Source organism: uncultured Pseudoflavonifractor sp. (assembly GCA_904419835.1).
Taxonomy (GTDB): Bacteria; Bacillota; Clostridia; order Oscillospirales; family Oscillospiraceae; genus Pseudoflavonifractor.
This window is the reverse complement of sequence record CAJFTA010000005.1, coordinates 29,990-56,496: the sequence shown is the minus strand read 5'-3', so window position 1 is coordinate 56,496 and position 26,507 is coordinate 29,990. Positions and strand designations below refer to the sequence as shown.

Annotated in this window: 21 protein-coding genes and 1 other RNA gene; 13 read left to right on the top strand and 9 right to left on the bottom strand. The window is 62.1% G+C overall.

Annotated elements, in window-relative coordinates; all coding sequences use genetic code 11:
- A partial coding sequence (locus QZY67_RS01755; protein WP_295368256.1) for a phage holin family protein occupies positions 1 to 294 on the top strand: 294 nt, incomplete at its 5' end.
- A 185-nt stretch (positions 295 to 479) separates the two neighbouring features.
- On the opposite strand, the gene ssrA is transcribed toward QZY67_RS01755, so the two are convergent.
- From ssrA to QZY67_RS01735, 4 genes are all read right to left on the bottom strand, one after another.
- Positions 480 to 825: a transfer-messenger RNA gene (gene ssrA, locus QZY67_RS01750) on the bottom strand.
- 464 nt (positions 826 to 1,289) lie between these two features.
- Complete coding sequence (locus QZY67_RS01745; protein WP_294531706.1) at positions 1,290 to 1,814, bottom strand: peptidylprolyl isomerase; 525 nt, start codon at positions 1,812 to 1,814, stop codon at positions 1,290 to 1,292.
- A 35-nt stretch (positions 1,815 to 1,849) separates the two neighbouring features.
- A complete protein-coding gene (smpB, locus tag QZY67_RS01740; RefSeq protein WP_294551194.1) occupies positions 1,850 to 2,317 on the bottom strand; it encodes an SsrA-binding protein SmpB in 468 nt (155 codons plus the stop codon).
- A 226-nt stretch (positions 2,318 to 2,543) separates the two neighbouring features.
- Positions 2,544 to 3,038 (bottom strand): hypothetical protein, encoded by a 495-nt coding sequence (locus QZY67_RS01735; protein WP_295368255.1) that lies wholly within the window; start codon positions 3,036 to 3,038, stop codon positions 2,544 to 2,546.
- A 315-nt stretch (positions 3,039 to 3,353) separates the two neighbouring features.
- On the opposite strand from QZY67_RS01735, the gene QZY67_RS01730 reads away from it, so the two are divergent.
- The 5 genes from QZY67_RS01730 to QZY67_RS01710 all read left to right on the top strand — a co-directional run bounded on the left by QZY67_RS01730 (position 3,354) and on the right by QZY67_RS01710 (position 8,786).
- Positions 3,354 to 3,890, top strand: a complete 537-nt coding sequence (locus QZY67_RS01730) for an NUDIX hydrolase (protein ID WP_294531711.1) — start codon at positions 3,354 to 3,356, stop codon at positions 3,888 to 3,890.
- 25 nt (positions 3,891 to 3,915) lie between these two features.
- Positions 3,916 to 4,620 carry a response regulator gene (locus QZY67_RS01725; protein WP_295368253.1) on the top strand — a complete coding sequence of 235 codons (705 nt, stop codon included), beginning with the start codon at positions 3,916 to 3,918 and terminating at the stop codon, positions 4,618 to 4,620.
- Positions 4,621 to 4,824: 204 nt separating this feature from the next.
- Entirely contained in the window at positions 4,825 to 6,612 is a 1,788-nt protein-coding gene (locus QZY67_RS01720) for an ATP-binding protein (protein WP_366448923.1), read from the top strand.
- Positions 6,602 to 7,945, top strand: coding sequence for a hypothetical protein (locus QZY67_RS01715; protein WP_295368252.1), 1,344 nt, complete (start codon positions 6,602 to 6,604; stop codon positions 7,943 to 7,945). The genes QZY67_RS01720 and QZY67_RS01715 overlap by 11 nt, the downstream gene beginning before the upstream one ends.
- 16 nt (positions 7,946 to 7,961) lie before the next feature.
- On the top strand, positions 7,962 to 8,786 hold the full coding sequence (locus QZY67_RS01710; RefSeq protein WP_295368251.1) for a hypothetical protein: 825 nt from the start codon (positions 7,962 to 7,964) through the stop codon (positions 8,784 to 8,786).
- A gap of 354 nt (positions 8,787 to 9,140) precedes the next feature.
- Here the strand turns inward: QZY67_RS01710 and QZY67_RS01705 are convergent, their stop codons facing one another.
- Genes QZY67_RS01705 through QZY67_RS01690 form a run of 4 tightly spaced genes read right to left on the bottom strand, consistent with a single transcriptional unit; the run spans position 9,141 to position 15,372 of the window.
- The gene (locus QZY67_RS01705) at positions 9,141 to 11,546 is read right to left on the bottom strand and encodes an S-layer homology domain-containing protein (RefSeq protein WP_295368250.1); all 2,406 of its coding nucleotides are present in this window, start codon (positions 11,544 to 11,546) and stop codon (positions 9,141 to 9,143) included.
- A 46-nt stretch (positions 11,547 to 11,592) separates the two neighbouring features.
- On the bottom strand, positions 11,593 to 12,870 hold the full coding sequence (locus QZY67_RS01700) for an ABC transporter permease (protein WP_295368249.1): 1,278 nt from the start codon (positions 12,868 to 12,870) through the stop codon (positions 11,593 to 11,595).
- Positions 12,867 to 13,562, bottom strand: coding sequence for an ABC transporter ATP-binding protein (locus tag QZY67_RS01695; protein WP_295368247.1), 696 nt, complete (start codon positions 13,560 to 13,562; stop codon positions 12,867 to 12,869). Before QZY67_RS01695 ends, QZY67_RS01700 begins: the two co-directional genes overlap by 4 nt.
- Before the next feature lie 28 nt (positions 13,563 to 13,590).
- The gene (locus QZY67_RS01690; RefSeq protein WP_295368246.1) at positions 13,591 to 15,372 is read right to left on the bottom strand and encodes an HlyD family efflux transporter periplasmic adaptor subunit; all 1,782 of its coding nucleotides are present in this window, start codon (positions 15,370 to 15,372) and stop codon (positions 13,591 to 13,593) included.
- Between the two features lie 532 nt (positions 15,373 to 15,904).
- Between QZY67_RS01690 and QZY67_RS01685 the strand changes: the two genes are divergently transcribed.
- The gene (locus tag QZY67_RS01685) at positions 15,905 to 18,433 is read left to right on the top strand and encodes an S-layer homology domain-containing protein (RefSeq protein WP_295368245.1); all 2,529 of its coding nucleotides are present in this window, start codon (positions 15,905 to 15,907) and stop codon (positions 18,431 to 18,433) included.
- 70 nt (positions 18,434 to 18,503) lie between these two features.
- Here QZY67_RS01685 and QZY67_RS01680 read toward each other — a convergent pair whose 3' ends face one another.
- Complete coding sequence (locus QZY67_RS01680) at positions 18,504 to 19,541, bottom strand: hypothetical protein (protein WP_295368244.1); 1,038 nt, start codon at positions 19,539 to 19,541, stop codon at positions 18,504 to 18,506.
- Between the two features lie 590 nt (positions 19,542 to 20,131).
- Here QZY67_RS01680 and QZY67_RS01675 point away from each other — a divergent pair.
- The 6 genes from QZY67_RS01675 to QZY67_RS01650 all read left to right on the top strand — a co-directional run bounded on the left by QZY67_RS01675 (position 20,132) and on the right by QZY67_RS01650 (position 26,505).
- Complete coding sequence (locus tag QZY67_RS01675) at positions 20,132 to 21,433, top strand: UDP-N-acetylglucosamine 1-carboxyvinyltransferase (protein ID WP_294536830.1); 1,302 nt, start codon at positions 20,132 to 20,134, stop codon at positions 21,431 to 21,433.
- 119 nt (positions 21,434 to 21,552) lie between these two features.
- Positions 21,553 to 22,341 carry an MBL fold metallo-hydrolase gene (locus QZY67_RS01670; protein WP_295368243.1) on the top strand — a complete coding sequence of 263 codons (789 nt, stop codon included), beginning with the start codon at positions 21,553 to 21,555 and terminating at the stop codon, positions 22,339 to 22,341.
- Positions 22,342 to 22,344: 3 nt separating this feature from the next.
- On the top strand, positions 22,345 to 22,827 hold the full coding sequence (gene rlmH, locus QZY67_RS01665; RefSeq protein WP_295368242.1) for a 23S rRNA (pseudouridine(1915)-N(3))-methyltransferase RlmH: 483 nt from the start codon (positions 22,345 to 22,347) through the stop codon (positions 22,825 to 22,827).
- Positions 22,828 to 23,011: 184 nt separating this feature from the next.
- Entirely contained in the window at positions 23,012 to 24,739 is a 1,728-nt protein-coding gene (locus tag QZY67_RS01660; protein WP_295368241.1) for a phospho-sugar mutase, read from the top strand.
- A gap of 158 nt (positions 24,740 to 24,897) precedes the next feature.
- A complete protein-coding gene (locus tag QZY67_RS01655) occupies positions 24,898 to 25,257 on the top strand; it encodes an XRE family transcriptional regulator (RefSeq protein WP_295368240.1) in 360 nt (119 codons plus the stop codon).
- Positions 25,258 to 26,505, top strand: coding sequence for a PBSX family phage terminase large subunit (locus QZY67_RS01650; protein WP_295368239.1), 1,248 nt, complete (start codon positions 25,258 to 25,260; stop codon positions 26,503 to 26,505). It abuts the gene before it with no gap.
- The last annotated feature ends 2 nt before the right edge of the window (positions 26,506 to 26,507 follow it).

Genomic DNA, 26,507 nt, shown 5'->3' with positions numbered 1-26,507 from the left:
CACAAGGCCGGCGAGGTGGTGGTGGTCCTGGTGGCCGCCTGCGCCGACCTGCTGCTGGGACTGGTGCTGGACAACCTGCCGGTGGTACAGCTGCCCGTGGCCTTCCGGGGCATCGTCTGCCCGCTGGTGCTGGTGTGGTACTGCATCACCGAGCTGGGCAGCATCGTGGAGAACGCCGTCCTCATGGGCGCGCCGGTCCCTGCCTGGCTCGCTAAGCTGCTCCAGATTGGCCTGGACGCCGTGGACGGCGCCGGGGAGCAGGCGGGAGCGGGGACGGACGATAAAACAGAATAAAGCGCGAGGCCCCGCCGGAATGCTCCGGCGGGGTCTTAATCGTGTGTAAATCGTGTGCAAAACTTGCGTCTAAAACATATACATTGCATCTATTATTTGAACGATATAAACACAAAATAAATCCCGCAATCCATTGAGCCGCAACAGAAAAACCGCTATCCATTGCAACACAATGGATAGCGGTTTGGTGGAGGCGAGGGGAGTCGAACCCCTGTCCGAAAACGCTTCAACGGGAACCTCTCCGGGCGCAGACGGTTATTTACATTCCCTCACCCAGGCGTGAGCCGTCACACTCAGGGGCTTGGTAGCTTCATTGTTCATGGTGCGCTCAAAGCTTTGCACACACACGTGCACCACTCGTCGACGCCCAATCCCGGACCGTGGTCCTTCCAGGTTGGACGGCCGCGTTAAGCCGCGGCGAGAACTACGTTGTCGTCGTTCTTTAATTTATAAGTTGCCCGTTTTAAGGTGGCCAGGCGCCACCGCCCGCTATTCCCGCCTCTACGTCCCCGTCGAAACCAGTACGCCCCCGCGTCGTCGGAGCAAGCTCCATATCACTCGCTTCGCCGTAAACGGCAAGCTCGCTCATTCCGCTGCTCCTCCTCTTCCAGACGAACCCGCTGCGCTGGGCTTCGTCTGGACTGGGGAACGTCTGGACTGGGGAACAGAAGAAAGGTCAGAGCGGCGAACCATAGCTCCCGCTTGACCGCAAAGGGTAAAGCCCGTTCATTCCGCTGCTCCTCCGCTCCGGACGAACCCGCTGCGCTGGGCTTCGTCTGGACTGGGGAACAGAAGAAAGGTCAGAGCGGCAAACCATAGCTCCCGCTTGACCGCGAAGGGCAAAGCTCGCTCATTCCGCTCTTACGTGGGAGGAAAGGGAGAGAGATAAAACAACAACGATGGTTCTTCGCGTCTTCCCACCCGCCGGCGGGCGGAAGAGAAGATATTTCATCCGGCGGGGCGGATGGCCCCGCCGGAGTGAAAACAGTTGAAAATCAGACCTTCTCAGGGGCGGGATAGTCCACGCCAAAGGTCTCCACAGTCACGGACTTCATCCGCTGATCCTTGCGGGGCCGGTCAGTGCGCACGTCCCGGTCGGCGTAGACAATGGCGTCGGCCACGTCCATGCCCTCGATGACCTTGCCGAAGGCGGCGTAGTCCCCGTCCAGATGGGGGGCCTTCTCCACCATGATGAAGAACTGGCTGCCGGCGGAGTTGGGGTGCATGGCACGGGCCATGGACAGTACGCCCCGGTCGTGCTTCAGGTCGTTCTTCACACCGTTGCGGGCAAACTCGCCCTTGATGGTGTACCCCGGGCCGCCCATGCCGGTGCCGTCGGGGCAGCCGCCCTGGATCATAAAGCCGGGGATGACCCGGTGGAAGATCAGGCCGTTATAAAAGCCGGACTGCACCAGGCTGATGAAGTTGTTGACCGTATTGGGGGCCACGTCGGGATAGAGCTCGGCGACCATTTTGCCGCCGTCCTCCATCTCAATGGTGACCAGAGGATTCTGAGCCATTGGGAACATCTCCTTTCAGTATGGGAACCGCTATCTCAGTAGCCGCCCCGGGACTTCATGGCCCGGTCCATCTCGCGCTTGGCGTCCTTGGCGGCGGCGGCGTCCCGCTTGTCATAGAGCTTCTTGCCCTTGGCAAGGCCCACCTCCACCTTTACCCGCGCGTTGCGGAAGTAGAGGGAGAGGGGGATGAGAGAATAACCGTCCGTCCTGGTCTTCTGGAACAGGCGGAGAATCTCCCGCTTGTGCATCAGAAGGCGACGGGTACGGCGGGGGTCCTTGTTGAAAATATTGCCCTGCTCATAGGGGGAGATATGCATCCCCACCACGGAGAGCTCCCCGTCCTTGACAATGCAGAAGGCGTCCTTCAGGTTCACATTGCCCTGGCGGACCGATTTGACCTCCGTGCCGCAGAGCTCAATGCCCGCCTCGTACTTATCCTCGATGAAGTAGTCGTGGTAGGCCTTGGGGTTCTTGGAGATAATCTTGATGCCCTTCTGGTCCATGGGACGCACCTCCCTCCGGGCGGGTATGGCGGCGTGCGCCGGAAAGACGGCACAAATACCACTGTAAAAGCATTATACCATGACAGCGAAGCCGGAATGGTATATCGGGCCATCTTTTCCGGTTGCCCTATAAAGGGCGAGGAAAAGGGCCGGGTTCAAAGTATAATAAACGCTCTGCGACTATTATACCATACCTGTCAAGAGCTCAGACAGAGAGAAAAGGGGCTCAGGCGGGGAAGTGGCGCAGCAGCACGGCGGGGGCGTCCTGCTCCAGGATGGAGCGTCCGTGCTCGGCCAGCCGGGCATCCGGGTGGCCCAGCGCGTCCTCCTTGCGGCCGAACTCCGACAGACAGGCCGCCATGCTCCGCTCATTGCCGGGGAGAGAGAGCCAGAAGCGGCCGTCCAGCCAGGCAAGGGCGCTGTCCCGGCACGGGGCGGGCAGGGCCCGGACAGCGGAGAGCAGCTCCTCAAAACCGGAGAAGGAGAACCACTGCCTGTGCGGCGGCGCCACCCGGGCAAAGACCAGCACGCCGCAGGCCTCCGGATAGGCCTCGATCTCAATGGGGCCCTCCAGAGGCGTGCCGGACTGGGCAAAGGCGGCGCGGGCCAGCTCCAGCGCCCCCTCCAGGGTGAGTTGGGCGGGCGTGAGCCCCCGCTCCTTCAAATCAGCCGCGGTGATGTACAGCACGGCGCTGCCCGCGCCGATTGGTTGGATGGTCATAGAGCGGACCTCCTTGTTCTGAATCAGAAAATGGACCCTAAAACAGGCCGAATGCCATGGATATCATTATAGCGGGCGCTCTGGGGCGTGAACAGCTGTAATGATTGGGGGAACTGGAAGAAGCCGCTTCGGGGTAGCGCGGGAAGGGGGAATATGCTATAATAATACCTGTTGCTGTAATGCGCGCTTTACGGGGGCGGAGGGCGTCCCCGATGGAGGGCACAGGGAGGTTTGAGAGAGCGTTCTGTGCCGGGCAAAGCAGCGCGGCTTATCGGGCCGCGCAAGGCTATATTCTGATATAACGGGGCGGTAAGAATGGAACTGACAGAAAAGACGCTGGAGAGCCGGGAGATTTTCCGGGGGCGCATTGTGACTCTCAAGGTGGACAAAATTGAACTGCCGGACGGGCATCAGTCGGGCAGAGAGGTGGTGGAGCACCCCGGCGGCGTGGCCGTGCTCCCCCTGGACGACCAGGATATGGTGACCCTGGTGCGGCAGTACCGCTATCCCTTCGGAAAGGTGATCACCGAGCTGCCCGCCGGCAAGCTGGACGGCCCTGAGGACCACCGGAAGGCCGCGCTGCGGGAGCTGAGCGAGGAGGTGGGGCTGGAGCCCGAGGAGCTGACCTACATGGGCTGCCTCTACGCCTCGCCGGGGTTCTGCACCGAGGTGCTGCATATGTACCTGGCACGGGGGCTGAAGCAGGGCGCCTGCCACCCCGACGAGGGGGAGTTCCTGGAGCGGATCAAGGTGCCCTTCGAAGAGCTGGTGGAGCAGGTCATGAACAACGAGATCTCCGACGCCAAGACAGTGGCGGCGGTGCTGAAGGCAAAGGTGCTGTTGGGGCGGTGAGAGGCCGCCCGCAGAGGAGGCAGTCATGAGCAAGCGCATTCTCATTGTGGAAGACGAGAAAAATATTGTGGATATCCTCAGCTTTAACCTGGGCCGGGAGGGCTACGAGACCCTGGAGGCCTACGACGGGCAGGCCGGGCTCCAGCTGGCCCTGGAGCAGGACCCGGATCTGGTGCTGCTGGACCTGATGCTGCCCAAGATGAACGGCTTTGACGTGTGCCGCAGCATCCGGGCGGAGGGGAGAAATACCCCGGTTATCATGCTCACCGCCCGCGAGGAGGAGAACGACAAGGTCATGGGGCTGGAGCTGGGCGCCGACGACTATATTACCAAGCCCTTCTCCATGCGGGAGCTGCTGGCCCGGGTGAAGGCCAACATCCGCCGCCGGGAGATGGCGGGCGGCCCGCCCGCCCCGGCTACGGGCGACAACCGGCTGGAGGCCGGGCGCATCTCCGTGGATCAGGATCTGATGGTGGCCTACAAGGACGGAAAGCCCCTGGACCTGACCCAGCGGGAGTATGAGCTGCTGCGGTTTCTGGCCGCCAGGCCGGGAAAGGTGTTCTCCCGGGAGGCGCTGATGGAAAACGTGTGGAACTACGAGGGCTATGTGGGCGATGTCCGGGCCGTGGACGTGGCCGTCCGCCGCCTGCGGGAAAAAGTGGAGGACGACCCGGCCCAGCCGCAGATCATCGTGACACGGCGAGGACAGGGGTACCTGCTGAGCCTGTAACAGGGGACGGAAGCCCGGGGCCGGGTCGTCCTCCACAGTGAAAAAACAAAAGGGGGCCCCACAGGAACCCAGCGAAGCGGTTCCTGTGGGGAGAGGAGCCGCAAGGGAGCGAAGCGAGCCCTGGCCGGGAGGCCGGGGAGAGCGGCGCGGACTTTGGGGCGACGAGGCCCAGCCGCAGAAAATACGCCGGGAGGTGAGGACGCCGTGTTCAGAAGCCTGCATATGAAGCTGGTGCTCATTATGGTGCTGCTCATCGTGTCGCTGATGACCGTGGTGGGGGCATTTCTGGTCAATTCGGTGTCCGCCTTCTATCTGACCGAGTTCTATGACCAGATGCACACTGTGTTCCGCGCCGACAACGAGACTCTGGCCCGGGATTTGCAGGCCGAGGCCGGCGAGGGGCAGAGCGATGTGGACGTGATTCAGGACGTGCTCAAGAGCTATATCGGCGCTCTGGGCATCGACAACCGCCACCGCAACTACTTCATTTTGGACGGCTCCACCGGCAAGTGCCTGGCGGCCTCCGACGAGGAGAAGGGCGCCAACCTGCGCATTACCCCCAACATCACCGCCGCCATCCAGAACCGGGAGGGGAACATGAAGGATGTGTCCGCCGACTATATGGATGTGGCGGTGCCCATCCAGCGGGGGGAGAACCGGTACATCATCTACATCCTGGATGACCGCACCACGGTCCAGAACCTGAACGCCCAGCTCTTCCAGCTGATCCTGGAGGCGCTGGCCTTTGGACTGGTGATCTCCGTGCTGCTGTCCTTCCTCCTCTCCAAGACCATGATCACCCCCATCGAGCGGCTGACCACCGGCGCCGAGCGGGTGGCAAAGGGGGACTTCTCCCACAAGATTGAGGTGGCCTCCAAGGACGAGATCGGCGTGCTCACCGGCACCTTCAACAACATGGCCCGGCAGCTGCGGGACACCATCCGGGAGGCGGAGAACGAGCGGAACAAGCTGGGCACCCTCTTCCTCCACATGACCGACGGCGTGGTGGCCTTCTCCCGGGACGGGGCGGTTATCCAGTGCAACCCAGCCGCCGAACGGATGCTCCGCCGGACCATCCCCGTGGGGGGCAGCGAGGTCACCTACGACACCCTCTTCGGCGATATCGCCGCCCTGCCCTCCGTGCTGGCCGTGGAGCAGCCCGGCTATCTGGACGGCGAGCGGGAGATTGACGGCACCATCCTGGAGCTGCTGCTGGCGCCCTTCTCCGGCGAGAGCGCCGGCGGCGTCATGGTGGTGATCCACGACGTCACCGAGCAGCGAAAGACCGAGGAGATGCGCCGGGAGTTCGTGGCAAATGTATCCCACGAGCTGCGCACCCCTTTGACCAACATCCGCAGCTACGCCGAGACCCTGGTGGACAACGCAGGCGAGCTGCCCCCCGACACGGAGAAAAATTTTCTGGGCGTCATTCTCAACGAGTCCGACCGGATGACCCATATCGTCCAGGACCTGCTCACCCTGTCCCGGTTCGACTCGGGCCACAGTGAGCTGAAGCTGACCCCCTTCTCCTTTGAAGGGGCCATCCGGGACGTGTACAACGCCGTGCTGCTGGACGCCCAGCGCCACGGCCACACCCTCCGCCTGGACATTGAGGAGCATCTGCCCAACATTGTGGGAGACCGGGAGCGGATTCTGCAGGTGATGATGAACGTGGTGTCCAACGCCATCAAGTACACCCCTGACGGCGGCAGCATCCATATCTCCGCCGGCAGGCTGAGAGACCGGGTGTGGATGGAGGTGGCCGACAACGGCATCGGCATCCCGGCCGCCGACCGCCCCCGCATCTTTGAGCGGTTCTACCGGGTGGACAAGGCCCGGTCCCGGGAGTCCGGCGGCACCGGATTGGGCCTCTCCATCGCAAAGGAGATCATTGACCGCCACGAGGGCGTCATCCGCCTGGTGGACAAGGACGGCCCCGGCCTGACGGTCCGGGTGGATCTGAAGATTGAGGGACCTGGCCATGGAGCGTAGAAAAAAACGCAGGCGGCTGATTGAGATATGCAAGGACATCCTGATTGTCCTGCTGGCCCTGTCCGCCGTCTATCTCACCATGCGCACCCAGATCGGCGGCCTGGCGGGCCGGGACGGAGGATGGCTCAGCGGGCTGTTCAGCGGCGGCACGGTGAACCTGCTCCCCGCCGGCGGCGGGGAGACAAGGGAGACCATACAGCCCAGACCGGTGCGCATGTCGGTCCAGCTGGGCGGCGGCGGCCGGTACGGCGTGCAGTACGACCAGACCGCTGTGGACGCCCTGTTTGACGCCACCGCAAGCCTCCTGGGCGACGCCCTGGGCAGCGCCCAGGCGCCGGCCCAGATCACCGAGACCGCCTGGCGGGAGGCGCTCTCCAACGCGTGGGGCATTTACTTCGACTTCCGGGGCGCGGTGCCCCTGACCGTACTCTCCGCGTCCCTGTCCGGCGCGGTCAATCAGGCCCTGCCTGAGGTGGGCGTCCGGCGGCTCCTGCTGGCCGAGGCGGAGGGAGCCGTGCGCCTGTATTATAGTAATGAGAGCACCGGCCTGTACTATGCCTGCGACACGGCGGAGGCGCTGAGCGGACATGTCCAGACCGCTGCCGCCGCGTACAGCCCCAACGGAACCGTGTTTGCCTATGAGACCAGCTATACCGGGCTGGCGCCCTATGTCATGGTGGCCGCCACCCAGGTCAGCCCAAAGGTCTATCATGCGGTAAACCCGGTGGCGCAGATGAGCGAGAGCGACCGGGAGGATCTGATGGAGTCCCTGGGCTTTCACCCCCAGTCCAACAACAGCTACCGCAGCGGCGACCGGCTGATCGTCAACGAGTGGCCCGACCGGCTGAGCATTCTGGACGACGGACACGTGCGCTATGAGACCTCAGCCTCCGATGAGCCCAAGTATCCGGTGGGCACGGCCGGAGAGCCGGCGGACGCCAAGGCGGTGACAGAGGCCACCTGGGCCCTGGCGGAGCGGACGCTGGGCGCGCGCTGCGGCGCCGCCCGGATCTACCTTATCAGCGTGGAGCAGATGAGCGAGGGCGAGTGGCAGGCGGACTACGGCTACTGCCTCAACGGCGCCGGCGTGGAGCTGGGCAGCGACGGCTATGCCGCCCGATTCATTATCCAGGACGGCCAGATTACCGAGTTTGAGCTCTTTTTCCGAAGCTATACCGACACCGGCGAGCAGTCCATCGTGCTGCCCGAGGCCCAGGCCGCCGCCGCTATGTCCGCCCAGAAGGCGGAGGGCAGCGAGCTGCTGCTGGCCTACGAGGACGCCGGGACGGCTGAACTGCTGAAGGCGGAGTGGATTGCCATACAGACCCCCTGAGAGGAGATGAGCTGCCGTGGAGTGGTCCAAAATCAAGAATATTGTGCTGCTCATGCTCCTGGCGGTCAATCTGTTTCTGCTGGTGCTGGTGGCGGATCAGGAGCGCAGGTCCGCCGCCTATCAGGAGGAAGCCCGCACCGGCGCGGTGGAAATCCTGGAGGCGGCAAACATCCACATTGCGATGGAAGAGCTCCCGCCCGAGAGCACTCTGCACACCATGGCTGTGGAGAGGGACCGGACCGCGGAGGACGCCATGGCTCAGGCCCTGCTGGGGGAGAGCGTGAAGTCGGGCGACTTGGGACCGGTCACCTATTCCGGCAGCCGGGGCGAGGGACAGTTCCTCAGTGACGGCAAGTTCTCATTTGCCTTCGAGGAGGAGGCGCTGACCGCTGAAGAGGGCAACCTGGAAGAGCACGGGCAGCAGCTGCTGGAGAAGGCGGGTTATACCTGCCAGGTGCTGGGTATCCGGGAGCAGGAGGACGGGACTGTGCTGGTGACGGTGCAGGAGCTGTGGGGCGGAAGCCCGGTGTTTAACAGCACGGCCGACCTGACCTATGAGAACGGCAGCCTGCGGAGCATCCGGGGACAGCGGCTGATGGGGACGCCGGAGCCGGAGGCCGGGGCGGAGCCCCTGGACGTGGCCACCATTCTGCTGCGCTTTCTCAGCGGCGTGCAGGACGGCGGATATGTATGCAGCGAGATCCGGGGGATGACAGCCGGCTATGAGGTCACGCTGTCCAGCAGCGGCAGCGCGGCCCTGGAGCCGGTATGGCTGATTACCACCAACACCGTCCCCTTCTATGTGGATGGGACCGACGGGACCGTCCGGCAGGCGGAATAAACAGAAAAGGATTGGCCCTTTCCTGAAAAAGCAGGAAAGGGCCAATCCTTTTTTTTCGGGCGGGCTTCGAGCGGGACGGCAGAAAGAATCGCGGGGAACAGGGGGAAAAAATGCCGTTACTTTCGCGCTGGCCAGCGGCGCAAAAGTTCCCGCTCCGCTGGCCGGAAGCCTTGCTGTGCAAGGCTTCCGGGGCATTCGATTCCACGCGAGGCGGGCGACTGCCCCCTCGCGCTCCCCCGCCCCGACACAGCCCAACTCTGTTCAACCAAGGTTTTTGACAAGCTGAACGGGGAGCTGGAATATATCCAGCTCCCCGTCAGGTATGAGGTGTATTTACATGATACGGATACCTGCTCAGCCGACCACAACAAGCCGGACCTTACCGCCCTCCTGAGGAGCACGGTCATAGTAGATGGTAAGCGTATCCGCATAGGCCCGGGCCTCATCCAGAGAGCCAAACCACTGCTTGGTAACCTTGTTGTAGCAGATTACATTGCCGGCTACCGGGAGAACCATGTTGTTGGTAGTGACGGTACCAATGGGAGCCTTGCTCTCAGAGTCGGAGTCCAGGTCCTCCTTCATATCAAAAGCGGAACGAGGGACATTTTCCACGGCATTCAGCTCAACCCAGCCAGCCAGCTTATAAACATCGCCAATTTTGTCCAGAGAGGCGGTAATACCAACAGGAGTGCCTTCCTTGATAGCGGCAGCACTGATGAGCTCCACGCTACTTTTACCGCCGTTCTCCACCGTGATGGTGGGGTTGGAATAGCTCATATCGCCGCTGCTGCCCACCTGGTCTTCGCCCTTCCTGGCAAAGCCGTAGGTGTACTGATCGCCGGTCACATCGTCAAACACGATGATATTGACCCGGCCGGCGTAATCCTTGCCCACATAGCTGATCTTGCTGGCGGGAACTGTGGCCCGGGTAAGCTGCTGGAAGGAGATCTCAACAGGGGCGCCGTTGCCCACCCGCTCATAGAGCGCCACGTTGTCGGCCAGCGGATCGCCGCCCAGGGTGCGGGCATTCACGTCCAGTGTGCCGGAAGCGCCGCTGCCGGACAGGCGGGAAATGGTCAGAGTGCCAATCCTGCTGGAGGAAACCGTCACCAGCTGGCCCTGAAGCCGTGAGGCGTTGGCACCATAATAAGAGATAGTTCCTTTAAATGTAACCTTCTCACCATCAGCCTTCCGAATATCAGCAAGAGGAGTGACGATAGCGGTAGCAGGAGTATTTTCATCTCCTGGATTATCGATCTCTACCACGCCCACAGTGGTGGACTTGGCGTCGGCGGGGGAGACAGCACCGGCGACCTGACCGTCAGAGGTGAGAAGCAGAGTGACCACATCGCCAATCTTAAAAGAGGTCAGATCATGATAGGCGCTGGAGAGCACGGGGAAGGTGGCGCCCATCATGGTGACGCTCAGGGGGGTGGAGGGGCTGGGCGCGGCGTTCTCATAGACGCCGGTCAGACGCAGATCGGAGACATAGAGGGTCTTGGCGGCCTTGTCATAGGTGGCCACGTCGTACTGGCGGATGTCGGAGAGGGAGGCGGGCAGGCCGTTCTTCAGAATCTGATAGCCGGTGTCATTGCCCACCAGAGAGGCGAAGGGATTGCCGGAGCCGGTGGCCTTGGCCACGGCGGCCTCCTCGGCGGCCTGGGTGGAGGGGAGATAGAGATACTCCAGCTTTCCGGTGACGCCGTAGTGGAGCACCAGGGGGGAGCCGGTCTTCAGATTGAGGTAGATCTCGGCATAGGTGGTCTCGCCGCTCTCACGGTAGACGGGCGTGGCGGGAGCCACGTCCAGCCTGTCGCCGCCGGAGACCGTCACATAGGTGGCCTGGGCGGAGACGACAGAGGTGGTGCGCTGAGTGCCGCCGTCGCTGGGCATGATGGCGATGACTCTGCTGTTTTTGTCCAGCACCAGCCTGGCCCGGGAACCGGCCAGAGCGGCGTCAAAGGGCACGTGGCTGGTCTTGTAGGGATCGGCGGAGCCGGTGGTCAGGATGCAGCCGGTGGTGCCGTCGGCCGCGGTGGCGTCCAGAGAGATGACAACCGCCTCGTCGGTAATGCTGCCGCCCAGCTGGGTCAGGTAGGGCGCGTCGGCGCCCTTGGGGTTGGTGTACAGCAGGTTCTGGAAGAGAATGGCGGTCTGCCCCCGGGTGACGGGGGAGTCCCAGGCCAGGGACACTCCGTCCGTCAGGCCGATCACATCGGCGGAAGCCAGGTAGCCGCTGTACCAGGAGGAGCCGGACGCCACATCGGAGGCGGTATAGCCCAGGATCCGCATCAGCGTGGTGACCGCCTCGGCAAAGGTCATGGTCCGGCCGGGCTGGAAGGTGCCGTCGCCCACGCCCACCATCAGCATCTCGCCGCCGCCCTCTTCCGTGGCGCCCAGACGGGTGGAGGCGGCCAGGTTGATGTAGCCCCGGGCCCAGTGGTCCCCCTTTACATCCAGGAAGATGGTCCGGTTCATCTGGGCGGAGGCCTCCTCGCCCTTGCCCATGATCTCAATGGCCATTTTGCAGAACTCGGCCCGGGTCAGAGTGCCGCCGGGATTGAAGAGGGTGCCGCCGGTGCCGTTGACCACGCCCAGAAGGCGGAGGACCTCGGCGGCCTCAGCCACGGCGGGGTCGGTAATGTCGGTAAAGCCGGAGGCGCTGGCGCCGCCGGTGGCGGCAGACGCCGGAACCGCTGCCATCAGGCCGCACAAGAGGGCGGCTGCCAGCAGACCGGCAAGGAATCGTTTGATTTTCATATTTCTCTCTCCCTTATATATGGAGTTGGAATGACGGAAAACGGAATCAGTCAGCCCGCAGGGCTTCCACAGGCTGGAGGCCGCTGGCCTTGATGGCGGGGTAGAGACCGAAGATGATGCCCAGGCCCACCGAGATGACAAAGGCGCCCACGGTGATGCCGGCGTTGGGCAGCAATATGATGCCAAGGGTTTGTTTACAGACTATCAGTGTGCCGACATAGCCCACGGCGATACCCAGGATACCTCCCAGGCCGCAGATCATACAGGCCTCGATGAGGAACTGGATGATGATGCTCCGCCGTTCAGCGCCGATGGCTTTGCGGATACCGATCTCGCGGGTACGCTCGGTGACGGTGACCAGCATGATGTTCATGATGCCGATACCACCCACGATGAGGGAGATGGCCGCGATGCCGCCCAGCAGCATCTGCTGGCTCTTGTTGGCTTCCTCGGTGGAGTCGATGTACTGGTCCGGAAGATTGACATAATACGAACCGTAGCTGTTGCCGGTTTTGGAGTCGCCAATCAGGCCCTTCAGGAAACCCTCCAGTCGGGCGGCGGCCTCCTGCGTGGAGGCGGAATCCTTGGCCTTGACGATAAATTCGGAGTTGCTGGTGGAAACATTACCGGAACCGGCGATCTGGAAAGCACGGGTGGTGGTGTAGGGCAGGAGAATGAAATTGTCCTGCTGGGAGTAATACTGGGTCTCCTCGGTCAGAGATTCCTCGTTGATACGGGGAGCGTATACGCCGATAACCTTGAAGGGCACACCATCAAAAAGCATGGTCTCGCCGATGGGGTTGGCGTAGTTGAAGAAGGTCTTGGCTGCCTTGGAGCCAAGGACACAGACTTGGCTGCCGCTCTGCACGTCCAGATAGGTGAGATCACGGCCCTTGGCGATGGTGGCGTTGTTGCAGGCCGCCCACTGGTCGCTGCCCATATAGATCTGGGGGGGCTGGACGCTGCCGTCATCCGAGTACATATTGTTGGAGTTCTTGGCCCCGTACTGGACGGTGAACCAGCAGTACTGGTTGGGGGTGACGCCCACCACCAGGTCGTCCAGCTGCTTGCAGTAGTTGTAGAGGCTGTTGAACACCACGTCGTCGCTGGAGCCGCCGGTCCACTTGTAGGCGGAGACCTGAATCTGGTTGGAACCCATGGACTTCATCAGGTCCATCATCTGCTTGGTGGTGCCCTGAGCGTAGGTCACCAGGATAATGACCGCCGCCAGGCCGATGATGACGCCCAGCATGGTGAGGAAGGTGCGGCCCTTCCGGGCGGCGATGGACTTGGCCGCCAGCTTGATAGTCTGTTTTAAGTTCACAGCCAGTCCACCTCCTGCTGTCCGTCGGACACAATCTGTCCGTCCGAAATGCGGACCACCCGGGGGACCGTGGCCGCGATGCCGTTGTCGTGGGTGATGAGGATCACGGTGGTCCCCTCCTTGTAAAGCCGCCGGAGAATGTCCAGCACATGGATGCCGGTCTTGGAGTCCAGCGCGCCGGTGGGCTCGTCGGCCAGAATGATGGGGGGATGGGTGGCGATGGCCCGGGCGATGGCCACCCGCTGCTGCTGGCCGCCCGACATCTCGGTGGGCTTGTGGTCCCGCCGGTCCCACAGGGAGACACGCTCCAGCGCGTCCCGCACCCGCTCCCGCCGGACAGAGGCCCGGATGCCCTGGTAAATCAGGGGCAGCTCCACGTTCTCATAGGCGGAGAGGGCGGGGATCAGGTTAAACCCCTGGAAGATAAAGCCGATCTGCTTGTTGCGCACATGGGAGAGCTGCCGGTCGGACAGGTCGGTGACGTCGGTGCCGTCCAGGTGGTACTCCCCGTAGGTGGGGATGTCCAGACAGCCGATGAGGTTCATCAGCGTGGACTTGCCGGAACCGGACTGGCCTACAATGGCAACGAACTCGCCCCGGTCGATGGTGAGGGACACGCCGTTGAGGGCGCGCACCTCACGCTCCTCCCCTTCATTATAAATCTTGAATACATCCTTTATATCAATGAGCATTCCATCATCTCCTTTTAACAGGAGCGCTTCAGCCCGCCTTGGAGGAGGCGCTGGCCTTGCGGCCGTAATAGCTGCCGTCCTCGCTGGGGGTGTTGTTGTAGACCACGTCGCCGTCGTTCAGACCGGAGGTGATCTCCACGTTCATATCGTCGTTCAGGCCGGTCTCCACGGGAACCACCACGCAGTCCTCGGGAATCTCCTCCTGCATATCGGCGGGCAGGGTGGACTTGTCAATGGCGTTCTCGGGAGTCTCCTGGCCGGGCTGGAGCTGGAGATAGACAACAGCCTGGGGCTTCTCAGCACCCTCGGGGGTGTAATACCGCACGTCCTGAGTGGGGATGAGGACGCCGGTGCTCTCGGCGGCAGTGAACTCATAGTCCAGATAGTAGCCGCCCATCAGCGTGCCGGTGGGATTGTCCACCCGGATGGTGGCGGGGAACACGGTGACGCCGTTCTCGTTGGTGCCCTGGACGGCCACGGTCTCCACCACACCCATGTAGCTGTTGCCGTTCCAGTCGGACAGGTTGATGGTCATGCCCTCGGAGATGTACTGCCGGTTGCGGTCGTCCACCTGGATGTTGACCGTCATGACCGCGTTGTCCGCGATGACGATGGCCGCGGTGCCTGCGGTGACCTCCATATCCGGCACCAGGGAGCAGGTGACCACGGTGCCCGAAATGGGCGCCACAGCGGAGAAGTTCTGCACGTTCTTCTCGGCGTCGGCGACCGCCTGCTGGGCCTTGGTCAGGGACTCCTGGGCGGTGTTGATCTGCTCCTGCTTGGCGCGGATCTGCTCGTCAATGTCGTTGGTGCCCTGGACCAGCAGCACCTGGCCGGCAGTGACGTTGGCGTAGTTCATCAGGTCGGCCACCTGCTCCACAGGACCGGCGGCCTTGGTGGCAATGGTGGTGGTCTGGTAGTACTCCAGCTTGCCGCTCTCGTAGGGGTAGATGGGCGTGCCGGCGGCGTCGGTCAGAGAGGCGGAGGCCACCATGTCGGCGGTGAGGGTGCCCGGATTGTCCAGCACAAAGACAACCTCAAAGGTGACAGAGCCCTCGGGGACAATGCGCTCTACCTTATTAATCTTTTCCACGGTGCCGGTGATGGTGGTCATGGTGGCGGGGATGGAGATCTCAGCCGTCTGACCCACAGAGATGTCGTTCTCATAGGCATAGCTGTAATAGAGGGACAGCTTCAGCCTGGTGTCGTCCACCAGAACGGCGATCTGGGTGCCGGAGGTCATGGGGTCGCCCACCTTGACGTCAGCCACCTCGGTGAGCTTGCCGCCATGGGGGGCGGTGATGGTCAGGTCGCCCCGGCTCTTCTGCAGGTCGGCCATCTCCTGGTTGAGCGTGGACATGGCCTCCTGCTGGGCGGTCAGCGCCTCCTGGGCGGTCTTCAGCGCCTCCTCGGCGGCGGGAGAGGTGACCACATAGAGGGGATCGCCGGCGTTGACCATCTGGCCCTGGGTTACGTACACCTCCTGAACCACGCCGTCGGCCGCCAGGGTGATGGTGGCGGAGTCCTTGGCGTTGGCCGCGCCGCCGCCCCGGACTGTGGTGGAGATGGTGCCGGTGTACGCGGTGTCATAGATGGGCTCGCCCAGGTTGGAATCCTTATGGTCGGTAAACACGAAATACCAAAGTGCCCAGCCGGCGGCGGCGATCACCGCCAGGACGATCACCGCCGTGATGATATTCTTGACAATTTTCCTGTTCCTCTTCTTGCGCTCCGGGGCTTTGCGGTTGGGCTGGGGCGCCGGTGTGTGAACGGACGCCGGGTCCATGACGGGGGTGTTCTGTTCAGCCATTTTCATTTCCTCCTATTGCCGTAGGTTCTCATCATTATTGTAGCACGCACCGGGCTGGAAAAGCACTACAAATGAATGACAACTTGTTAAGATAACCTTAAGATTCGCCGCTCTGTTTCTTAGACGCAGAATACGAAAAAAAGTTACCGTCCGAAAGAAAAAAGTTGCGCGCCGGCGCGCGCCGCCAGGGCGGGAGAGGAGCGCCAGGGGAGGGGGCACAGACGCCCGGCGCGCCGAACCGCAGAGGCTTTAATCCTTATATGTATTTAAGGAACGGAAATGTTACAGCAGCGGAAAACTCCGGAAAAATTTTTAAAACAGCATGGGAACCTTTTAAATTGCCGTATCGTCTAACAAAAAATGATAAGACAGGAACAGCGAGGTCGTAGTTTTACGGTTATGTTACAAATGGGGGAAACCGCTTGACGATTTCGCCGGGATGTATTATCATGCCCACAGAGGCAAGGGGCGCCGGACTGAGCCAAACGCTTAGTTTGCCCCCAAACTCAAATTTTAGAAGGAGGAATTCCAAATGAGAAACCTCAAGCGGGTCCTCAGCCTGGCTCTGGCCTCCGTCATGCTCCTCGGCATGATGGTCATCGGCGCCGGCGCTGCGGACAAGACTGCGGCTGACCTGACCGATATGGACAAGGTCACCAACACTGAGGCCGTCAACCTGATGGTCGACCTCGGCATTATCGAGGGCAAGCCCGACGGCTCCTTCGCCCCCACTGAGGGCGTGGACCGCGCCACCATGGCCAAGCTCATCACCTACATCATGATGGGCGACGTGGACGCTACCATCTTCGAGGGTACCGTCACCGACCTGACCGACATCGACACCAACTGGGCCGAGGGGTACATCAAGTACTGCTACTCCAACGGCATCATCTCCGGCGACGGCCAGGGCCACTTCTTCCCCACTCAGGGTGTGACCGTTGTCCAGGCTGCTAAGATGCTGCTGGTCGCCCTCGGCTACGACGCCGACAACCGCGGCTATCAGAGCAACAGCAACTGGTCCGTCAACATCATGAAGGACGCCCAGACCACCGGCCTGATGGACGGCATCTCCGCCACCGCCACCGATTCCCTGACCCGTGACGGCGCTGCCCAGATGATCTTCAACGCTCTGTTCGCCGACACCGTGGAGCCCCAGTATCAGTACGATATGGGCACCCAGTACATCGTCCGGTACGATCCCGCCGCCTCCCTGGCCGAGACCATGTACAATGGCCTGACCAAGGTCACCGGCACTGTTGAGACCTCCGGCGCCAACACCGTGATTGCCAACGCCACTCCCGCTTCCGTGAACGGCGTCAGCATGAACGGCACCAAGACCGGCCTGTCCACCACTCCCGCTCAGACCAACATGAAGGTTGTCTTCTATGTTGACAAGAACGGCAAGCTGGTGTCCTCCGCCGCCGTGTCCAAGGCCGCCACCGTGTACGAGATCCCCGTGGGCCTGACTGACGGCGCCGCCACCAAGAGCGGCACTGTCCAGAACTGGCTGAAGGGCGAGGGTCTGAGCTACACCACCGAGACCCTGGAGAGCACCCCCTCCGTCGTGACCTACAGCGACGCCGCCCCCAAGACCACTGAGAACACCGCCCTGAAGGCTGTCATCACCGGCCTGAAGGCTGGCCAGGTGGCTACCGCTGTTGCCAACGGCGATGGCGTCATCACCAACATCACCATCATCAGCAAGAAGGTTGCCAACGTGAGCTCCGCTGCCAAGACCAAGGTGGACGACGAGACCACCTATGTCTACGGCCTGCCCGGCATCACCGGCACCGGCACCTCCGCCAAGTTCAACGGCATCGCCGCCACCACCGAGACCGTCGTGGGCTACGAGAGCCTGTCCAAGGGCGACGTGGTTGCCTACTACACCGACGGCGAGAAGCTGTACTACGAGAACCTGGAGACTGTGGTTGGCCAGCTGACCTCCGCTGCCAGCAACGGCGGCCTGACCATCAGCGGCACCAAGTACTATGTCTCCGGCCTGACCGGCGCCATGAAGCTCGATGACGTCAAGAAGGTTGGCTACAACAAGGACGTCACCTACTGGCTGGATCCCACCGGTTACATCGTGAAGGCTGAGGCCGTGACCGAGGAGACCACCACTCAGTACGCCATCGTGCTCGACACCAAGAAGATCGACGGCGAGGGCTGGAATGAGAACGCCTCCTACGAGGCCAAGCTGCTCTTCACCGACGGCACCTCTCAGATCGTGAAGGTTTCTACCGTCGACGGCAAGAAGGTCGATGGCGACAACTTCGCCACCCTGACCAAGAATGCCTTCGTGACCTACAGCACCGACAAGAACAGCAAGTACGAGCTGAAGGTTGTCAAGGCCGACGAGAAGGTCACTCTGCCCTCCCTGGGTACCACCATCACCTCCGGTGTCGCTCAGTTCGACGGCGTCAACGTTGGTAACTCCAAGACCATCTTCATCGTGAAGGGTGAGGACGACAAGTTCACCGTCACCACCGGTATCGCCAACGCCCCCGCTTACAAGTCCGGTGTGACTGGCGTGGCTCTGGCTGAGAACGGCATTGTCAGCATCGTGTACATCACCGGCGGTGTTGCTTCCAGCACCACCAGCGATGCCAACTATGTCTACGTGGACGCTTCCAAGTATGACTACTATCCCGCTGTGACCGACGTGACCGACGCCTACAAGGAGTTCAAGGCCATCGTCGACGGCGAGACCACCACCGTGAAGGTGAAGGCCGGCTCTGCTGCCGACACCAAGATCGGCACCACCTCCGGCCTGTATGACCTGACCTACACCGACGGTCTGGTCACCGCCGCTAAGGACGCCACCACTGTTGAGGGCGTGTCCTACAACGGCGACGTGGTGAAGGCTGGCGAGACCTACTGGACTGTCAACGACAACACCGTCGTGTACGTCATCGAGGACAACGCTGCTACCCAGATCGCTGCTTCCGACATCGAGAAGGACAGCAACGATAAGGTCGCCGTGGTTGCCGTGGACGACAGCACTGTCGGCTCCTCCACCGCCAAGGTCATCTACATCGTGAAGGTTGCTGACGCTGACTAATCAGCTCACACTTCCGCTGTAACAAGCAAAAAGAGAACCCCGGGCATTTGCCCGGGGTTCTCTTTTCATCTTATTCCGTAAAAATGACGCCGTAATCGTAGACCACCGGGGCATTTCCCGACTGCGCAGTCATGGTCAGCTGAAGAGCCGCTGTCTCTCCGGGCTGGGCGGTGTCCAAACGGAAAATGCTCTCCATACAGGGTTCGCCCTCCATGGTTTCAACGGCAGAAGAGCCGGTGTTCTCCGCGCTCTCCCATTTTCCGCTCCCGTCTCCCAACTTGACACCGACCTGCCCCTGGCCGTTATGGCGCACATAGCAGACCGCATGTTTCCACGCCCCCATCTGCTCGGCAGTGGAATTCATCGCACCGGTAGTGCTGCCGCCGCCTGTTACCACAATGCCCAGGGCAAGGGGCGGCTCAAATTCCTCCCCCTCCATGCGGTAGCAGAAAATGTCGCCGAAGGAGCCGCCGGAGCCGGTGTTGTAAAAGCGGAACTCATAGGTGTAGCCCTTGTGAACAGGGCAGTTGACAGGGAATTCATACCACTTCTTACCGTCCTGCGTGAAAAGATTCTCCTTCCCGGAGTCGGCCAGCTTTTCCCCGTTGCGCCAGATGGAAAAGGTCACCTTGTGGGCCAGGCCGTAGGACGGACACTCACCATAGACCGAAACGGCGGTGATGACGCCGTTCCCCTGGGCGGTCCACTCCTGAACGACGGACTGTTTGGGCCCGGCGGACATCAGGGCGGCGCCGGTCTCCGGCCGGGGAATGCTGGGCTGGCCGACGGTGTCGATGCTGACCGTGCTGGAGGCGGCGTCCCGGTAGGCGCTCCCCTCCCAGGAGGAGACGCAGCTCTCGTCCAGAAAGCCGTCGAACATCAGGCCCCGCTTGAAGCCGGTGTATTTGCCCTCACAGTAGTTTTGCAGCAGCAGGTTGTAAACATTGTAGCTCATGCCCTCCAGCCCGGACAGGGCCCGGTCGGCCTTGCCCTCAATCCGACCCACCGCAGCGTCGATCAGACGATGGTCCTGGTTGAAGTCCTCCCGGAGAAACGGGTCCGTGCTCTCCCACTGGTGGAGACCGATGTGCTGTGTCTGTGTGCTCATAGTATTGCCCCTTTCTGAATGATTTATTGTGCGCTGAGAAGGCGGGAGAATATGGTTCCGCGTCCCTGAGCGCGCCCCGCCTCCTCATATGACCGCGTTCCGCGCCCTTTTGTTGCATGGCGCAGGACATCTGACCGCCAAACAGCGCATATGCCGCGCCCCACCCAGAGAGAAAACAGAACATTGACAGACAAGGCTGCCAATTTGCCGGGAAGGCGGCGCAAAATCGGAGGATCCAATTTCCAGGACAATCCCTTTCAGAGATTTGTTTAAAAAGAATAAAACCACAGAAAAAAGGACATAGTGACACCAGAGAAACGGCAGGAAACAGAAAAAGAAGGGGCGGAAAAGCATAAAAACATAATCAGGCGGCCGGTGATGCTGTAAAATTACTTTGATTTTACATGAGACTATGTTATAATATTTGCGACTGGCATGAGACCGCATGCCGCGCCGGAAAAACGACGGGCATTCCCGCGCAGAAGGAGTACGGCAAAAAATATAAAAGAATTATCTGGCCGGTGCTGCACCGGCCTGCTTACGGAACAGGCCGTTTTGCGGCCCAAACGGAGAGAATAGAGGGTGCCGTTTTGACAAAATACGTGATTCGCGGCGGTAAGCCGCTTTATGGCGAGATTGATATCAGCGGCGCCAAAAATGCCGCGGTGGCGATTATCCCCGCTGCACTTTTGGTGGACGGCGTATGCCGCATTGAGAATATTCCCCAGATCAGCGACGTGACCATGATCCTCAACATCCTGCAGGAGCTGGGCGCGGATGTGCGCACGGTCAACCGTACCACGGTGGACATCGACTGCTCCCACATCCGCAACGCAAAGGTCCCCAATGAGCTGGCACGGAAAATCCGCGCCTCCTACTACCTCATCGGCTCCCTCCTGGGCCGGTTCGGCAGCGCCCAAGTGCCCCCCCCCGGCGGCTGCCATCTGGGCGACCGCCCCATCGACCAGCACATCAAGGGCTTTGTGGCCATGGGCGCCGAGGTGGACGTCCGGGGCGGCTTCGTCAACGCCTGGGTCAAGAACGGAACGCGGCTCAGCGGCGCCCAGGTCTATCTGGATATCGTCTCCGTGGGCGCGACCATGAATATCATGCTGGCCGCCGCCCTGGCCGACGGCACCACTGTCATCGAAAACGCGGCCAAAGAGCCCCATATCGTGGACCTGGCCAACTTCCTCAACTCCATGGGCGCCCGTATTATGGGCGCGGGCACCGACGTCATCAAGATCAAGGGCGTGGAGCGGCTCAGCGGCGGCACCTACTCCATTATCCCCGACCAGATCGAGGCGGGCACCTATATGGCCGCCGTGGCGGCCGCCGGAGGCGAGGTGCTGATTCAGAACGTCATCCCCAAGCACCTGGAGTGCATCACCGCCAAGCTGGTGGAGACCGGCGTGGAGGTGGAGGAGCGGGATGACGCGGTCCTTGTGCGCAGAGATCCCTCCGTCCGCCTCACACGGACCAACATTAAAACGCTGCCCTACCCCGGATTCCCCACCGACATGCAGCCCCAGATGGCCGTGGTCCTCTCCCTGGCTGAGGGTACCAGCGTGATCACCGAGGGCGTCTGGGACAACCGGTACCGCTATGTGGACGAGATCCGGCGCATGGGCGCCCAGTTCCAGGTGGACGGCAAGGTGGCCGTCATCGAGGGCGTGGACCACCTGACCGGCGCGCCCGTGCGGGCCTGCGACCTGCGGGCCGGCGCGGCTATGGTTATCGCCGGACTGGCCGCCCACGGTATCACCGAGGTGGACTGCATCCACTATATTGAGCGGGGCTATGAGGACATTGTGCGCAAGCTCTCCGGCGTGGGCGCCGACATCCGCGTGGTGGTTACCCCGGACGAGGACAAGCAGGCCCAGGTCGGGTAACTTCTATAACAAAACAGTCAGGCGGGGCGGCGGCCATGTGCTGCCGCCCTGCGTTTGCGCTCCGGCACGGACGGCCGGGAAGCAGCGCTGTCCGCAGACCTTACATAGGAGAGATTTCGTTGCTGTCATTGACCACCCTCGCCAGCGGCTCCAGCGGCAACAGCCTGCTGGTGTCCGACGGCAGAACCCATATCCTGATTGACGCGGGCATCTCCGCCCGCCGGATTACCAAAAGCCTGCGGGAGCTGGGGATTGACCCGGGCCAGCTCTCCGGTATCCTCATCACCCATGAGCACTCAGACCATATCTGCGGGCTGAATACCCTGACAAAGCAGTTTGCCGTGCCGGTTTATGCCAGCAAAGGGACCGGCCGGCAGCTGTGCTACCGGATCGCCTTTCTGGAGGACCGGCTCCGGGACTTTGAGGCGGGAGCGGCCTTTGAAATCGGCGGCCTGGCTGTGGAGTCCTTCCCCACGCCCCACGACACGGCGGAGAGCGTGGGCTACGCGGTGTCCGCCGGGGGACGGAAGGCGGCCGTTGTCACGGATTTGGGCAGGGTCACCGAGGAGGTGTCCAGGGGAATCCAGGGCGCCAACCTGCTGGTGGCCGAGACCAACTACGACCCGGAGTGGCTCCAGTCCGGGCCCTACCCCTACTATCTCAAGGAGCGCATCCAGGGGGACTGGGGACACCTCTCCAATCAGGCCGGGGCTGAGCTGGCCTGTTCCGCCGTGGAAACCGGGGCCAGCACCATAATTCTGGCCCACCTTTCCAAGGAGAACAACACCCCCGCGCGGGCCTACGACACGGTGCTGGCCGCCATGGAGCGCAGAGGTATCCGCCCGGGGGACGGCGTGCGGCTGGAGGTGGCCCCCAGAAGCGAGACGGGGATGCGCTGCGAGGTGTAATATATGCTGGGAATTCACGTCATCTGCGTGGGAAAACTGAAGGAAAAGTTCTACACAGACGCCTCCGCTGAGTACGCCAAGCGGCTGGGCGGATACTGCAAATTCCAGCTCACCGAGCTGCCCGAGGAGCGGCTGCCCGACAGCCCCTCGCAGGCCCAGATCGACGCCGCCCTGCGGAAGGAGGCCGACGCCATCCTTCAGCGCCTGCCCAGAGGCGCCGCCGTCACCACCCTGTGCGTGGAGGGCAAGGGCCTCTCCAGCGAGGAGCTCAGCCGCCGCATGACCGACTGGGCCGGACAGGGCCGCAGCCAGCTCTGCTTTGTGATAGGCTCCTCCTACGGCCTCCATCCCGCCGTCAAGGAGCGGGCCGACCTGCGCCTGTCCATGTCCAAAATGACCTTCCCCCACCACCTGGCCAGGGTTATGCTGCTGGAGCAGCTCTACCGCGGCTTTAAAATCGCCGAGGGCTCCAGCTATCACAAGTAAACCCTGTCCATGGGCTGGCCGTGCGGCTCTGCGTATGTCGCGCCAAGGGCTCCGCGCGGTTTTTCGCGTTAAAAATTTGTAGGGAATTCTGGACTTGGGGGGTGGATAGCCGGGCTGGGTTGTGCTATAATCACAACAGCGGGAAACTGTGATTCCGGAAATTCAGATATTGGAGGTAAGTCCCATGTCCTACCGTGATATGTACGAGAAATGGCTGAACAGCCCTGCCCTCAGCGAGGCGGAGAAAGAAGAGCTGCGCAGCATCGCCAATGATGAAAAGGAGATCGAAAGCCGCTTCTTTGCGCCCCTGGAGTTCGGTACCGCCGGACTGCGGGGCACCATGTGCGTGGGGCTTCACCAGATGAACATCCACGTCATCCGCCATGCCACCCAGGCCTTCGCCGAGGTCATCCTGGCCGAGGGCGGCAACGCCGCGGAGCGGGGCGTGGCCGTCTGCTTCGACTGCCGCAATCACTCCGACGAGTTTGCCCGCGAGGCCGCCTGCGTCATGGCCGCCAACGGCATTAAGGTGCGCATCTTTGACGCCCTGCGTCCCACCCCCGAGCTCTCCTTTGCCGTGCGGGAATACGGCTGCATCGCCGGAATCAATGTTACCGCCAGCCACAACCCCAAGGAGTACAACGGCTACAAGGTCTACTGGCAGGACGGCGCCCAGCTGCCCCCCCACCACGCCTCCGCCATCGCCGCCAAGATGGAGGAGCTGGACCTGTTCGACTCCATCAAGCGCATGGACTACGACGAGGCGGTCAAGGCCGGCCTCATCACCCTGATGGGGGCTGAGACCGACGAGAAGTTCCTCTCCAACGTGATGGGTCAGGTCAATGACAAGGCCGCCGTGGAGAAGGTGGCCGACACCTTCAAGATGGTCTACACCCCCTTCCACGGCACCGGCTACAAGCTCATCCCCGAGGCCCTCAGGCGTTTGGGCATGAAGCACGTCATCTGCGTCCCCGAGCAGATGGTTATTGACGGCAACTTCCCCACCGTGGTCTCCCCCAACCCGGAGAACCCCGAGGGCTTCTACCTGGCCGTGGATCTGGCCAAGAAGGAGGGCGCCGACTTTATCCTGGGCTCCGACCCCGACGCCGACCGGGTGGGCATCATGGTGAAGAACGACAAGGGCGAGTACATCACCATCACCGGCAACCAGACCGGTGTGCTGCTGCTGGACTACCTCATCGGCGCCAAGAAGCGCACCGGCAAGATGCCTGAGAACCCCGTGGCCCTCAAGACCATCGTCACCACCGAGATGGCCCGCAAGGTGGCCGAGACCAACGGCCTGAAGTGCTACGACACCTTCACCGGCTTCAAGTTCCTGGCTGAGAAGAAGGATAAGCTGGAGAACGCCGGCGAGGGCAAGGTCATCTTCGCCTACGAGGAGAGCTACGGCTACATGCTGGGCGACTACGTCCGGGACAAGGACGCCGTCACCGCCGCCCTGTCCCTCACCGAGATGGCCGCCTGGTACGCCGGACAGGGCATGACCCTGTACGACGCCCTCCAGAAGTGCTATGAGAAGTACGGCTTCTACGGCGAGAAGACCCTGAACCTGGTCATGCCCGGTCTGGACGGCCTGAAGAAGATGGCCGACCTGATGGCCGGCCTGCGGGAGAAGCCCCCGGTGGAGATCGCCGGCGTGGCCGTCAAGCAGCAGAAGGACTATAAGGATGGCTCCGTGGTCAATGTGGCCGACGGCGCCAGGAGCACCATGGAGCTCTCCGGCTCCAATGTGCTCCGCTATGAGATGACCGACGGCACCAGCCTCATCGTCCGGCCCTCCGGCACCGAGCCCAAGGTCAAGGTCTATATCCTGGCCAACGGCGCCGCCAAGGCGGAGGCCGATGAGAAGGTGGCCAAGTATACCGCCTGGGCTGAGAGCCTGAAAAAGTAAATCATCTGCCCCTGAAGCTCCTCTGCGGATTATCCGCAGGGGAGCTTTTTTGCGCCCTTTTTCGAGGCTGAAGCAGAGAAGAAAAAATTTTTCCCGGTTGGTGCACGGAAAACAACAATTTTTCGTGTTGGAACGGATGGGGTTGAGAGGTGAGTGGAGTGAGAAGCGAATCGGGGGAAAAACGGGCCAGGTGGCTGAACGCGCTGGTGAGATACATGGAGCACCTGGCCGGCGGGAAGGTCAACGACGCGGTCAAGCTGGCCTTTCTGGACGGAGAGCGGATGGACGAGATCGATAATCTGGACCTCTCCGCCCTCACCGAGTTCAAGCGCAGCGGAAACGGAACCGTGGAGATCAAGCTCATGGATCGGATGGCGGTGCTGGAGAAAATTGCCGCTATGCTGGAACGGGGAGAGGAGGGCGAGGCCGACGCATTCCTTCGGGCGCTGGAGCGCGCTGGAGATCAGGGCGCCGGGGGAGAGTCCGGCGGAGAAGCGATGTCCGGGAGGGGCGAATGAGTGCGGAGCTGGGCGTTTTCCGAAAAGCAGAAAACCGTGCTGCGGTGGTGGTGCGGGCCGGAGCAGCGGCATGACGCCATTATCTGCGACGGCGCAGTCAGAAGCGGAAAGACCTTCTGCATGGGCCTGTCCTTTGTGTGCTGGGCCATGGCCAGATTCCAGGGCGCGGCCTTCGGGCTGTGCGGCAAGACCACCGTGTCACTGCGGCGCAACCTGGTGAGAGGACTGGTGCCTGTGCTGGAGGAGCTGGGGTTCCGGTGTGAGGAAAAGGTGTCCCGCAGCCTCCTCACCGTCCGGCGGGGCGGGCGGGAGAACACCTTCTACTTCTTTGGCGGAAAGGACGAGGGCAGCGCCGCCCTCATCCAGGGCGTGACCCTGGCGGGGGTGCTGCTGGACGAGGCTGCCCTTATGCCCCGGTCCTTTGTGGAGCAGGCCTGCGCCCGGTGCTCGGTGGCGGGGAGCAGGCTGTGGTTCAACTGCAACCCCGAGGGGCCGGAGCACTGGTTCTACAAGGAGTGGATTCAGAAGGCGGAGGCGCGCAACGCCCTCTACCTCCACTTTACCATGGAGGACAACCCGGGGCTCAGGCCGGAGATAAGAGAGCGGTACAGTCGGATGTTCAGCGGCGCCTTCTACCGCAGGTTTGTGCTGGGGGAGTGGGCGGCCGCCGAGGGGCGGGTCTACGACTTCTTCGACGAGACATACCTGGAGGACCCGCCCGACGGACTGAGCCGGTGGTGCATCTCCTGTGACTACGGCACGGTCAACCCCGCCTCCTTCGGGCTGTGGGGCTGGAAGGACGGCGTTTGGTACCGGGTGAAGGAGTTCTACTACGACTCCAGAGAGAAAAAGCGGCAGAAAACCGACGGGGAGTATGCGCAGGACCTGCGGGCTCTGGCGGGGGGACGGGACATCCGGCTGGTGGTGGTGGACCCGTCGGCGGCCAGCTTTATCGAGGTCCTGCGGCGGGATGGCCTGCGGGTGGTGAAGGCGGAGAACAATGTGCTCTCCGGCATCCGCACCACAGCAGAGCTGCTGCGGGAGAAAAAGCTGGTGATCTGCCGGGGGTGCGACGACGCCCTGCGGGAGTTTCAGCTCTACTGCTGGGCCGAGGGAGGCGGACAGGACCGGGTACGCAAGGAACACGACCACGCCATGGATGAGATCCGCTACTTTGCGGCCACGGTAGCCGCAGGCAGAGAGCCGCCCTATCTGGGCGCGGCCTATGTGGAGCGGGCAAGATTTTAGGA

Coding starts and splice junctions, on each gene's coding strand:
- QZY67_RS01745 (WP_294531706.1), bottom strand. CDS start 1,814: ATGGCTCAGAATCCTCTGGTCACCATTGAGATGGAGGACGGCGGCAAA.
- smpB (WP_294551194.1), bottom strand. CDS start 2,317: ATGGACCAGAAGGGCATCAAGATTATCTCCAAGAACCCCAAGGCCTAC.
- QZY67_RS01735 (WP_295368255.1), bottom strand. CDS start 3,038: ATGACCATCCAACCAATCGGCGCGGGCAGCGCCGTGCTGTACATCACC.
- QZY67_RS01730 (WP_294531711.1), top strand. CDS start 3,354: ATGGAACTGACAGAAAAGACGCTGGAGAGCCGGGAGATTTTCCGGGGG.
- QZY67_RS01725 (WP_295368253.1), top strand. CDS start 3,916: ATGAGCAAGCGCATTCTCATTGTGGAAGACGAGAAAAATATTGTGGAT.
- QZY67_RS01715 (WP_295368252.1), top strand. CDS start 6,602: ATGGAGCGTAGAAAAAAACGCAGGCGGCTGATTGAGATATGCAAGGAC.
- QZY67_RS01705 (WP_295368250.1), bottom strand. CDS start 11,546: ATGAAAATCAAACGATTCCTTGCCGGTCTGCTGGCAGCCGCCCTCTTG.
- QZY67_RS01695 (WP_295368247.1), bottom strand. CDS start 13,562: ATGCTCATTGATATAAAGGATGTATTCAAGATTTATAATGAAGGGGAG.
- QZY67_RS01690 (WP_295368246.1), bottom strand. CDS start 15,372: ATGGCTGAACAGAACACCCCCGTCATGGACCCGGCGTCCGTTCACACA.
- QZY67_RS01685 (WP_295368245.1), top strand. CDS start 15,905: ATGAGAAACCTCAAGCGGGTCCTCAGCCTGGCTCTGGCCTCCGTCATG.
- QZY67_RS01680 (WP_295368244.1), bottom strand. CDS start 19,541: ATGAGCACACAGACACAGCACATCGGTCTCCACCAGTGGGAGAGCACG.
- rlmH (WP_295368242.1), top strand. CDS start 22,345: ATGCTGGGAATTCACGTCATCTGCGTGGGAAAACTGAAGGAAAAGTTC.
- QZY67_RS01660 (WP_295368241.1), top strand. CDS start 23,012: ATGTCCTACCGTGATATGTACGAGAAATGGCTGAACAGCCCTGCCCTC.